The sequence below is a fragment of the Streptomyces sp. ISL-96 genome, assembly GCF_018614035.1.
Lineage (GTDB): Bacteria > Actinomycetota > Actinomycetes > Streptomycetales > Streptomycetaceae > Streptomyces.
The window spans coordinates 1-9,932 of sequence record NZ_JAGGPA010000061.1 but is presented as its reverse complement, the minus strand read 5'-3'; the positions used below and the strand labels follow the sequence as shown (position 1 = coordinate 9,932).

Below are 9,932 nucleotides of genomic sequence, written 5' to 3'. Positions count from 1 at the left end.
AAGTACTGCTGGAGTACTAGTTCTCTTTGGGTTCGTCCCAGCCATTCGTAGGGTTGTGGCACCCAGGGGTACGGATGTGGCTTTCATCGGGCTGCTGTGCTTGGGCCGCCCGTTCCCCACGACGACTCGGCCGCCGATTGGGAAGTGCGAACAAGTCGCTGTGCAGAGCAATGCCGGCGAGGTCGTCCGTGGTACTCGAACCAGGTACGAACGACTGGAGCGCGATGAGCCGGATATGGACGGGGACCGGCTGTGGGAAGACTCACCACCACTGCCTGGCCCTGAATGCCGCGGGTGAGGTACTGCTGTCGCGGCGGGTGGCTAACGACGAACCGGAACTGCTGAAGTTGCTTGGCGATGTCCTCGAACTGGCCGGTGAAAGCCCCCGTGACCTGGGCTTTGGACATGACCGGAGGTGAGCCCGCCCTGCTGATCGCCTTGCTGGTCAGCCACGGCCAAGAACTCGTCTGCCGTCGACAAAGTGAGACGCTCGAGCCGTGGCTCACCGCGCCCGGCTCCCCTGTTCGAGTTGTACTCAAGAACTGGAAGGGGCAGTCGGCGCGGTGAGCGGCAACCACCCCACCCTCACAAAGAATGGGGTGGTCACATGCGGGCGGCCTTGGGCCCCGGGGGTCAGGGGACACGTCGGCCCCGCGCCCGGGGGCGGGCTCGGGGCTTCAGGAACTGGCAGGGGCCCGCCAGTTCGGGGTGTAGGTGTCCGGGGTCGGGGTGGTGAGGGTGACGGCGATCGGGGCGGTCACCGTTGGGCGGGCGCGGGCCGGCTCGGCGCCTCCATCACTGCGCGTGTCTGTGTCTGCGAGCACTCCAGCAGCAACGGTCGGCGAAAGTCGTCGACCGTCGCCCTGCCTGGGTGGACTATCCGCCGAAAGAGCTGATCACAAGGCTCCTGGCGGATACCTGCGAGATCTGCGGAAGCATTGGTGATGTCGAGGTACATCACATCCCTGCCCTTGCAGACCTCGCGCATTCCCGGGCCCCTTCAGGGAGCATCAGAGACCGCCCGCATCAGCGCCCGCCCGCCTCGGGGACGGTCCGCGTCCGCCACCGCAGCTAGTTTGATGGATAGGGGTACCTCGGCGATCTGCCGGACGGAGTCGTCTCTGCAGCTGGTAGCACATCTATGCGCCCCTGGTCTGGCACGTGGTTCGTCAGGAGCCCGCTGCGCTCGGCCGCCAGGGCGGCCTGCACGCGGTTGGTGGCTCTGAGTTTGGTCAGGATGGCACTGACATGTTCCTTCACGGTGCTGAGGCTCAGGTGCGTCTTGCCTGCTATGGCGGTGTTGGTCAGTCCCTCGGCGAGCAGCCACAGGACTTCGTGCTCGCGTTCGGTCAGCTGGGGCCTGGGTTCGCCCGCTGGCAGGCGTCCGTGCAGGGTGAGATGGCCGTCGATGACCGTGTTGCCGGGCCGGGGCGAGAGCGCGATGCCGCCGGAGGCGATGAAGCGCACCATCGGTGCCAGGTGCTCGGGGTCGGTGTCCTTGAGGAGGAACCCTGCCGCACCGGCCTGGAGGGCACTGGTGAGGTGGTCGTCGGTGTCGAAGGTGGTCAGCATGCACACAGCCGGCGGGGCGGGGAGTTCCCGGATGCGCCGCAGTACCGTGAGTCCGTCGACGTCTGGCATCCGGATGTCGAGGAGGACCGCGTCCGGGCGGTGTCGGGTGATGGTCTCTATGGCGTCGGCGCCGCTGGCGAGAGCGGTGACATCGATGTCATTCTCTGTGGAGAGGATGCGTTGGAATCCGGTCCGGACGAGGGCTTCGTCGTCCACGATCACTACCTTGATCACCAGGTTCTCCGTTCACGGACGCCAGGAGGATGTCACCGGGCGGTCCGGGCCGGCGATGCCGAAGATCTTAGTGGCGTCGCCGTGCCCGGAGCGTCAGAGGCGGGAGGCGGCGAGGGCCTTGCCGCCCATGAGGTCTGTGGTGTCGGGTGAGCCGCCGAGCCGGTGGAGGAGTGTCCACCGGCCGTCGGGGAGGGTGGCCGCGAAGATCGACGCTCCTTCGGTGGCGCCGTTGTGCCAGGTCACGGCACCGGTCTTCTGCCAGGTCGGGGCCGGCGGCCCGAGGAGCTTGTCCACGAGCAGCCCCGTCAGGAGTTGGGCAGCGGCCCGGGGGGTGGCCCACAGGCCGCCGGCGGGCAGGATGGCGCCGTCCATGGTCCAGGGCTTGCGGGGGCGGTTCAGCAGGCTGGTCGTTGCGAGCAGGCGTTGCTCCGCCGGGGGATATGCCGTCATCTCTTCGATGCCCAAGGGCTTGAGGACGTAGGTGTGCACGAGTTCCTCGTACGGAATCCCGGCAGCGACGGAGAGAGCTGAACCGAGCAGTGCGTAGCCGAGGTTGGAGTACTCCTCAGTCGCGCCGGGCGGAGTTGTGGTCATCTCGCCGAGGCCCGCGAGCAGCGCGTCCAGGGCGGCCTGGTCGAAACCGCTGTACGGGTTCTTGCGCGGCAGGCCCGGGGGCTGGCGGGGCAGCCCGGAGGTGTGCTCCGCCAGCTGCAGCAGGGTGATGCCGCTGCCGGGCGGTGTGTCGAGCCAGCGTTCAATGGGATCGTCCACGCTGAGGAGGCCGGCCTCGGCCATGCGCATGAGTGCCGTGCCGGTGACGACTTTGGTCAGCGATCCGATCTGGACGTAGCCGGTGGTGCTGTGACCGTGGGTGACACGGGGCTCGACCCCACTTGCGAGGAGGCAGCTGGGCGTCCGGAACACGGGGCCCCTTTCAGGTGGTGGAGTTGGAGCTCGGCAATGTACAGGCATTCGAACGGCCAGGCATACGTTGCCTGTTGTCGGCCACCCAGCGGTATCCGACGGCTGCGCATGCTCTGAGGCCGGGCGTGCGCAGCAGGGCCGATGCCAGCCGGTATCTGCGTACGGGCGAGGTCCGCAGGAATTGCGCCAGTGCTTGAGCACCGCCGGCCAGAACCTGACCGTCCAGGAGGAGGAGTACCTCGCGGTCCAGCCGCTCCAGGTGCGGTTCGGTGGACTGGGCCGGAAGTGCCTGCCAGGCAACGGCGCGCAGGGCGGGGCGGGCGTGGGTGGTGATGCGGTCCACGGCGGCCCGGCAGAATCCGCAGTCCCCGTCGAACGCGAGGACGGCGTCGGCCGGAGCGGGTTTCCGGCCGCGCAGGGCGGCGCGGGTCCGGTCCAGCGCGGTCTCCAGCGCCCCGCTCAGGAAGACCAGGTCGCATGCCACCATCGTGAGGGCGAAGCCGGTCAGGCCCATGATGAAGCCGATGGACACGTGGAAGCCGATGGAGACCACGGCCGCCCAGGGCCGCAGTCGCGGCACGAGCACGCCCAGGGGGAAGTACACCAGGAACAGCGTGGTGGAGTACGTGCCGATGAAGACGAGATAGTCGTTGCCGAACACCAGGTCGGAGACGCCGGGGAGGCGGAATTCGGAGACGCGCAGGATGTAGAACAGTGCCGTACCGTCCTGCCACATCCGTCCCTGTACCTTGTAGAGCCCACTGACGACGTAGACCAGGCACATCTGGACGGCGATGGCGAGCACACCGAGATTGTGCAGTGGTGTGGACAGCGACCGCAGGACCGAGGGGACGCGCGGGGCGAGTGTGCGGGCCAGACCGGTGGGGAAGGAGAGCCGGTCGTAGCACCGCGTCAACAGCAGCATCGGGATGACGAGATAGGCGAGGTTGTCTCCGCCGTCGAGCAGTACGGGCTGGCGTTGGTAGACGGACCAGAGCAGCACCAGGTGCACGGCGAGAGTGGGCCGTCCGCCGACACCGCAGGTGACGGCCAGCGCGGCCAGGATGCCCGCGTGGAAGACGATCTCGAACCACAGCGTGGAGTTGCTCAAGGTGTAGAGGCTGAAGGTGCCGTTCTCGTGGACCTTGGCGGTGAACTCGGCCCAGGGATACACGCCGCTCGGGCCGAAGAGGAACCGCCGGTCGCCGTACTGGCTCGCGTAGTACATGAAGCCGACGAAGCCGAGAAGCAGTCGCGTTCCGCTCACGCCCAGCACGCTGAAGGGCCGGCTGCCGGCCGTGTCCAGGCGCTCGATCAGCCGGATTTTGGGGGGGTGGCTCACCGGAGATCCCCGGCCTTCAGCCAGTCCATGTCGTAGGCGTCGAGCTTGCCTTCTGCGGCAGGGTTGTGCCGCTGCGACCAGGGAGGAAGTTTCTCGATGTACATGCGGACCTGTACCTGCTCGGGAGGGGCGTCGTCGCCGCACACGCGGGCGGGCAGCTGGGTCAGCGCGTAGCGGGAGACAAAGCGCAGGGCTTCGTCCTGCGAGGTCTTCTCGTACGGCATGAGGGGCAGTTCGGTTTTCTTCTTCGCCCGCTCGGACTCCCGCAGCCGGGCCAGCACGGGGTCCGAACCACTGAGCTGCTGCATGTTCCCGCTCACCAGCCGCGACATGTGGGGGGGGAAGAACCTGCTGCTCTGCGCCGCTGCGATGTACTTCGTCGTCACATCGTGGAAGGAGGTGACCGAGCCGTCCCTGCATCGCGCGCGGGCCAGGATTCCGCGATTCTCGGACACCGGGTCGGGTGCGAAGAGCATCCAGTTCTGGGCGGAGTACGGCTCCAGATAGGCGGCGACCTCGTCGAAGTACCTGATCTTCATCGGGGTGAGCGGCATCTGCGAGAAGGCTGCGGCTGCGAAGTGAAGGCCCAGGAGGGCGGCACCGGCAAGCAGTGCCACCCTCCTGGTCAAGCGGTGATCTCTCACTTGTCGAAGACCATCTCGACGGACCTGCCCTCGGGGGTGTTGGCCGGGGAGACACCGCCGACCATATTGGCGAACTCTCCAGCGGAGTTGGCCACCGACGAGCATGCGGCCTTGCCGTGCACCCACGCCTTGCCCGCGGCCTTGCCGACCCAGGAGCCCAGCGCCGCCGGAGCCTTGCCCGGCCCCTCGGCTGAAGCGACCGTGGCGGGGGCCTCCGGACTGGTCGCGGCCTGCGCCGACCCCTGGGTGGCGATGAGCAAAGCCGCTCCGCCGAGGGCCACGCCGACGCCTGCCAGTACCTTCTTCATTTCTTTGCCTCTCTTGTGGATCTCTGCCCGCGGCACGCATGTGTGGATCGCGGCTTGGGCAGCTGCACGCGGGGGCCTGCCGGATTACGGCACCCCCCGCTCGAGGACCATGCTTTCGGCGCCACCTGGCCTTTCGGTACCCGTCACTCGGCCGGTTCGTCCAGCCAAGTGGTTTGGTGCGCCGCCGAAATGCCTGTGAGCCGCTGGGACCGCCGGTCGACCGGGCCGCCTTACGAAGGTGCGTGCTGCGCGGGATGCTGGGCCGGGAAGGTGGCGGTCACGAGATGCCCGCCTTCGTCGGTGACGCGGGCGTCGAAGGTGCCGCCGATGAGATGGACGCGCTCCGCCAGCCCGATCAGGCCGTAACCGCCGGAGGGCAGCTCCCAGGCCGCAGCCGGCCGCACGTCGTCGGGTCCAGGTGGGCCGTTGTGTATCCGCAGACGCAAGTGACCGTCGGACTCGTGCAGCCATACGCTCACGACGGCGCCAGGCGCGTGCTTGCGGACGTTGGTCAGAGCTTCCTGGACGGTGCGGTAGACCGCGTGCTGGACCGGGTCGGGCCACCGGCCCGGACCGTTGGAGGCCGCCTGGAGCAGGGGCGGGTCAATACGTGTCCTGGTCTCGAGCCGGCAATCGCGGATGAGCTGCGGAAGATCGGACAGTCGAGGCACCGGGGGGTCAGCCCGGTTGCTACCGCCGCGCAGCACCCCGACCACCTGCCGCAGTTCATCCAAGGTGCGGGCGGCCATGGTGCGCACGGCGCGGGCGCTGTCACGCACTGCCGGATCAGACGTGGTCATCTGCAGCGCGGCGGCCTCGACACTGATCAGACTCACCTGATGGGCCACGACATCGTGCATCTCACGGGCCAGCCGGGCGCGTTCGGCCACCACAAGCCGCTCCGCCAACAGCGCGTCCTCACGTGAGCGCGCTGCGGCCAGATCAGCGACGCGTGCGGTGAGTTGGGCACGCACACTGACCAGCAGGCCCAGCGCGAGGGGCAGGACCACCTGGCCAAAAGTTACCATCAGGATCAAATAGTCGATGGGGTTGTCCCACGAGGGGTACCCGGGGTCCAGCGTGATACCGCTCCACAGGAGGAAAACGACGGCGCACACGGCGATCACCCAGCGGCGGGTGGTCATGACTACAACCGTGTACAGCGCGATCATGGACGGGATATAGCTGCCGAAGTACATCGCCGTCAGCGTGGCGAGAAACACGGCGATCGGCCAGCGGCGCCGACCCAGTACAACCACAGGCATCACGCACAGGATCACCGTCGCCCACAATAATTCCCACGAGGCCTGCATGTCCTCGTACGCCCATTGCATCTGAGCGGCGATATCAACGGTAGCGGCGCACGCCGGTAACAGCAGACACAGAGCCTGGCGTGCTCTCACCGACACAGGCTTGCTCCGAACACCAGATACTCCCCCTTAAGTTACTCGCCGGTCACTTTGTGATGATAGGCCAGGTGCCCATGGACTCGGCCATGGGCGAGGTCAACGGCCTTCGGCATCACCTTCGACGGCCGCCTCCAGCAGCCGAATCTGAACCCGGAAGCCAAACCAGTTACACCGTTTCCTCGAACCGAGAAGTCGCCGTCAGGACCGCGCCGGTCAGCCCGTCTCGGGGAAGCAGGTACTCGTACTTGCGGGGTCTGAGGTCCTCCTCCGCCGGCTCCCCGTCGGTGTAGAGCGTGACCTTGTCACCGCTGGCGGCATACTGGTCAATGCCCGTATCGATCTTGTGTCGCCGACCCGGTAGAGATCAACGGCATGTCCTTGTCCCACTCGTGCAGGACCTCGCCGATCGTCAACTCCGCGCTCGTCGGCGCCCCCGTGGTCTCCATGGTGTTCCTCGGTGCCTCGCGTGCAGCGCAAGTCGTAGGGCCTGCCCATCTTCTCGAACGTCCAGCCCTTGGCCTCGCAGTGAGCGACCGCAAGAGCGCCGGACGGGAGTCCGACGCTGACATGCCGGATTTCTCGCTCGTATGAAATGAAAGCCCCACCTGGTCCAGGGCATGGCCTCACCATGGAGGGGTGATTCCGTCGAACAGCAGTGAGTGTGCCCCGGCTATCAGTCTGTCCAAGGTGCTGGAGCGTGCGCCTGATCTGGTCAGTCTGTACAAGGAGGCGGGTAACAGTGTCCGCAGGCACGGGCTGGAGGGCGTGCGGGCCTCGGTCTACCTCGTGCTGGACCGCTCTGGGTCGATGCGGCCGTACTACCGGAACGGCACCATGCAGCACTTGGCTGAGCAGGTGTTGTCGCTGTCGGCACACCTCGATGACGACGGCATCGTCCCGGTGGTGTTCTTCTCCACAGACGTCGACGGTTCCACCGACCTGACGCTCGGCCGGCACCGCGGCCACATCAACAAGCTGCACGAAAATCTCGGTCACATGGGCCGCACGAACTACCACTGGGCCATGGACGAGGTCATCGACCACTACACAGGCTCCGGCAGCGACGCCCCTGCCCTGGTCATCTTCCAGACCGACGGCGGCCCCACCAGCAGACTCGCCGCCGAACGCTACCTCTGCAAAGCAGCCCGCCTACCTCTGTTCTGGCAGTTCATCGGCTTCGGCGACCCCGACGACAACGAGTTCGCGTTCCTGCGCAAGCTCGACACCCTCGCCGTCCCAGCCCGCCGCATCGTCGACAACGCCGGCTTCTTCCACGCCGGCCGCACCCCACATGCCACCAACGACCACCAACTCTTCGACCAGCTCCTGCAGGAGTTCCCCCAATGGCTGACTACCGTCCGCACCGCGCGCATCGTGGAGTGAACCCCAGAGCAGCATCAGCCAAGCCTCATCCTGTTGCCCGCCACGATCACCGGGTGAGAATCTCGGACATCGATGGGAGAGCGGGTACCGGCCTGTTCAAGCCTTCATCCAGGAGGCAAACGCCTGGACGAGACCGTTATGGAACTGCTCACCGGGAACGGCCCCCGGATTCTTGCTGGCCTCGTAGAAGGCGACGTTGTTGAAGGTGGCCGATGCGGAGGCGTTGAGGTTTTGTGCCGCGAGGAAGCTGTGCGATCAAACGGCTCTGGACGGTCGGGACGACCTCCTAGTGCTGGATTCCTCAAACGGTGTACGTGTATCGGCGCCGTAGTTGTCGGGTGGGTGGTGCGGGTCTTCCCCATATCCAGGGTCTGGCTCGGGCATTGAGCTGGGATGTTGCGAGGCGGGTGGCGTGTTCGATCTCGGGTGGTCCGGCGAAGGACTGGCCGGCGAGGGCGGCCTTGCGGAAGATGCGCCACCAGCCTTCCTGGAGGTTGAGCCAGCAGGCGCCGACGGGGATGAAGACGTGCCGGATTCGGGGGTGGTCCTCCAGCCAGGTGCGGGTGGACAGGCTGTTGTGCGAGGACAGGTTGTCGCTGATGACGTAGATGTCGCCGACAGGATTGGCAGCCTCAACCTTCTGAAGAAACTGCTGGTAGAAGGCACTGTTGCGGGAGGAGGCGGTCATGGTGACCTGGTGTCCGTCCCGCACGCGTAAGGCGCCGTAGACCCAGGTCTTCTCCGGCCCGCGACCGTAGTCGACCTCGGACTTGATGCGGTGACCGTCCGGCGACCAGCCCGGCGCCGGCGGGAACGTGCGTGGGATCACCGGTCCGAGTTCGTCGACGCAGACCACCGTCGCGCCATCGGGCGGGCAGGTGTAGAGCTCGATGATCCTCGTCCTTTTCCCTCGAAGTCCGCGTCCTTCGAGCGGGTCCAGGACCGGGTGCGGCGCCAGCGCACTCCCTCGGCCAGCAGGATCCGGCGGACCTGGCTGCGGCCGATCTCGATACCCAGCCGTCTGGCCTCGGCGGCCAGTGCGTCGAGGGTCCACTCCGGCGGCCCGGACTCATCCGCCGCGGCCAGCTCACCGTCGGCCTGCACGGTCAGCCGACCTGGAGGCGGCTGTCTGACCAGGCCGATGATCCTTGAGCGTTCCGCCTCTGTGATCCGCCGCTTGCGGCCCTGCCCGCCCAGGTCCTCCAGTCCGTCCAGACCTGAGCGGTTGAAGCGGTGCAACCAGCGGCGGACTGTCTTGGGGCCGCACCTCAACTCGTCCGCGATTGCCGGCACTCGCTGCCCGGACCAGCTCAGCTCGACCATCCGTGCCCGCAGCACCAGATCACGCGGAGCCTTGCGCGCTCGCGACAGCCGACGTACGACCCGTTCCTCGTTCTCGTCACGACTCTGCCGTGCCCGTAACACCACCGTGCAGCACCCGCCCCCGAGCACCCGAACCACCCCGCCACCAGGACATATACCCAGCGAAAGCGGAATCCAGCACTAGTACTCCAGCAGTACTTCGTAGCTTGACCTGGGGAAACGTCGAGCGGTGGGAGTGTAGCGGGCAGAGTGCTGTCACGGACGGCTTCTGCCCGCCGGCCCCTCGAAGGAGTGCCCACGGCGACGAGATCACCCCAGGTCGGGGAAGCCTCGGGTCGTGATCACCGAACAGGCCGAGACCTGGGACCGAGACCTGGACCGCCTCTTCACCACCATCGGGCACCACTTCGGCCGCGTCGAACCCCGCCGCCGGATGCGGGACTACGTGCGCGCGCTGCTCGGCCCGGTACCTCGCAAGAACAGCTGGCAGCTCGCCGAACATGCCGGCCACCCCACCCCCGACGGCCTGCAGCACCTGCTCTCCCGCGCCCGCTGGAACCCCGACGACATCCGCGATGACCTGCAGACCTACATCGCCGAACAACTCGGCCGCCCCGACGGAGTGTTGATCATCGATGACACCGGATTCCTCAAGAAGGGCACCACCTCCGCCGGAGTCCAAAGGCAGTACTCCGGCACCGCCGGGGCTTGTTCATGAATAACTGTCGGAGTTGACCTGCGGGACGGTCGCCAGTGGGACGCTGAAACATGGCTGTGTCTTCGCAAGTCCGCG

11 protein-coding genes and 2 pseudogenes are annotated in these 9,932 nt (G+C 66.8%); 3 read left to right on the top strand and 10 right to left on the bottom strand.

Annotated features, from left to right (window positions below; all coding sequences use genetic code 11):
- Nucleotides 1–224 precede the first annotated feature (224 nt).
- A pseudogene (locus J7E96_RS30735) lies at nucleotides 225–468 on the top strand (transposase); the annotation flags it as partial.
- Nucleotides 469–677: 209 nt separating this feature from the next.
- Here the strand turns inward: J7E96_RS30735 and J7E96_RS30730 are convergent.
- The 8 genes from J7E96_RS30730 to J7E96_RS38305 all read right to left on the bottom strand — a co-directional run bounded on the left by J7E96_RS30730 (nucleotide 678) and on the right by J7E96_RS38305 (nucleotide 6,879).
- Nucleotides 678–824, bottom strand: coding sequence for a hypothetical protein (locus J7E96_RS30730; RefSeq protein WP_215136103.1), 147 nt, complete (start codon nucleotides 822–824; stop codon nucleotides 678–680).
- Nucleotides 825–1,071: 247 nt separating this feature from the next.
- Nucleotides 1,072–1,806, bottom strand: coding sequence for a response regulator transcription factor (locus J7E96_RS30725; RefSeq protein WP_215136102.1), 735 nt, complete (start codon nucleotides 1,804–1,806; stop codon nucleotides 1,072–1,074).
- A 93-nt stretch (nucleotides 1,807–1,899) separates the two neighbouring features.
- Entirely contained in the window at nucleotides 1,900–2,730 is an 831-nt protein-coding gene (locus J7E96_RS30720) for a serine hydrolase domain-containing protein (RefSeq protein ID WP_308296216.1), read from the bottom strand.
- 10 nt (nucleotides 2,731–2,740) lie between these two features.
- Complete coding sequence (locus tag J7E96_RS37850) at nucleotides 2,741–4,072, bottom strand: DCC1-like thiol-disulfide oxidoreductase family protein (RefSeq protein WP_308296215.1); 1,332 nt, start codon at nucleotides 4,070–4,072, stop codon at nucleotides 2,741–2,743.
- Nucleotides 4,069–4,689, bottom strand: coding sequence for a DUF5819 family protein (locus J7E96_RS30710; RefSeq protein WP_215136109.1), 621 nt, complete (start codon nucleotides 4,687–4,689; stop codon nucleotides 4,069–4,071). Before J7E96_RS30710 ends, J7E96_RS37850 begins: the two co-directional genes overlap by 4 nt.
- Before the next feature lie 23 nt (nucleotides 4,690–4,712).
- The gene (locus J7E96_RS30705) at nucleotides 4,713–5,024 is read right to left on the bottom strand and encodes a hypothetical protein (protein ID WP_215136098.1); all 312 of its coding nucleotides are present in this window, start codon (nucleotides 5,022–5,024) and stop codon (nucleotides 4,713–4,715) included.
- 230 nt (nucleotides 5,025–5,254) lie between these two features.
- On the bottom strand, nucleotides 5,255–6,427 hold the full coding sequence (locus tag J7E96_RS37845) for a histidine kinase (RefSeq protein ID WP_215136096.1): 1,173 nt from the start codon (nucleotides 6,425–6,427) through the stop codon (nucleotides 5,255–5,257).
- A gap of 329 nt (nucleotides 6,428–6,756) precedes the next feature.
- Nucleotides 6,757–6,879: a hypothetical protein gene (locus J7E96_RS38305; protein ID WP_285439534.1), complete on the bottom strand. Its 123-nt coding sequence runs from the start codon at nucleotides 6,877–6,879 to the stop codon at nucleotides 6,757–6,759.
- Nucleotides 6,880–7,069: 190 nt separating this feature from the next.
- On the opposite strand from J7E96_RS38305, the gene J7E96_RS30695 reads away from it, so the two are divergent.
- A complete protein-coding gene (locus J7E96_RS30695; protein ID WP_215136095.1) occupies nucleotides 7,070–7,816 on the top strand; it encodes a VWA domain-containing protein in 747 nt (248 codons plus the stop codon).
- A gap of 301 nt (nucleotides 7,817–8,117) precedes the next feature.
- Here the strand turns inward: J7E96_RS30695 and J7E96_RS30690 are convergent, their stop codons facing one another.
- The gene (locus tag J7E96_RS30690) at nucleotides 8,118–8,672 is read right to left on the bottom strand and encodes a transposase (RefSeq protein WP_308296214.1); all 555 of its coding nucleotides are present in this window, start codon (nucleotides 8,670–8,672) and stop codon (nucleotides 8,118–8,120) included.
- Complete coding sequence (locus J7E96_RS30685; RefSeq protein WP_215136094.1) at nucleotides 8,642–9,244, bottom strand: helix-turn-helix domain-containing protein; 603 nt, start codon at nucleotides 9,242–9,244, stop codon at nucleotides 8,642–8,644. Before J7E96_RS30685 ends, J7E96_RS30690 begins: the two co-directional genes overlap by 31 nt.
- A gap of 235 nt (nucleotides 9,245–9,479) precedes the next feature.
- Here J7E96_RS30685 and J7E96_RS30680 point away from each other — a divergent pair.
- Nucleotides 9,480–9,845: pseudogene (locus J7E96_RS30680) on the top strand (transposase); the annotation flags it as partial.
- Nucleotides 9,846–9,932 lie beyond the last annotated feature (87 nt).